Source organism: Aquimarina hainanensis (genome assembly GCF_042684685.1).
Lineage (GTDB): Bacteria > Bacteroidota > Bacteroidia > Flavobacteriales > Flavobacteriaceae > Aquimarina > Aquimarina hainanensis.
Map to the genome: position 1 here is coordinate 939 of NZ_JBHULX010000046.1, position 797 is coordinate 1735.

The 797-nt window shown below is 48.8% G+C and carries 1 protein-coding gene; it reads left to right on the plus strand.

The features are described from left to right. Positions 1 to 797: Ig-like domain-containing protein (locus ACFSTE_RS20980; RefSeq protein WP_378298392.1), on the plus strand; the 797-nt coding region annotated here is incomplete at both ends.

The following is a 797-nucleotide window of genomic DNA, read 5'->3' on the forward strand; positions in this document are numbered from 1 at the left end:
GTGATCACAGGTACAGCGGATTCTTCAGATAGTTTAACAGTAACAGTAGATGGAGTTACCTATAGCGAAGGAGACGGGAATCTGGTAGATAATGGCGACAATACCTGGAGCTTAACAATTCCTGCGGGCAATGAGATCAGTCCTGACGGGACCTATGATGTAACCGCTACAGCCACGGATACAGCTGGTAATACGGCTACGGATACCACTTCCGGAGAACTGATCATCGATACAGTAGCGCCTACAGTTCCAACAGTGGTTAGTCAGACCACCAATGATACCACCCCGTTGATCACAGGTACAGCGGATTCTTCAGACAGCTTAACAGTAACAGTAGATGGAGTTACCTATAGCGAAGGAGACGGGAACCTGGTAGACAATGGCGACAATACCTGGAGTTTAACGATTCCTGCGGGTAATGAGATCAGTCCTGACGGCAGCTATGATGTAACGGCTACAGCCACGGATACAGCTGGTAATACAGCCACGGATACCACTTCCGGGGAATTAACAATTGATACAGTCGCGCCTACAGTTCCAACAGTGGTTAGTCAGACCACCAATGATACCACCCCGGTGATCACAGGTACAGCGGATTCTTCAGACAGTTTAACAGTAACAGTAGATGGAGTTACCTATAGCGAAGGAGACGGGAACCTGGTAGACAATGGCGACAATACCTGGAGTTTAACGATTCCTGCGGGTAATGAGATCAGTCCTGACGGGACCTATGATGTAACGGCTACAGCCACGGATACAGCTGGTAATACGGCTACGGATACCACTTCCGGGGAATT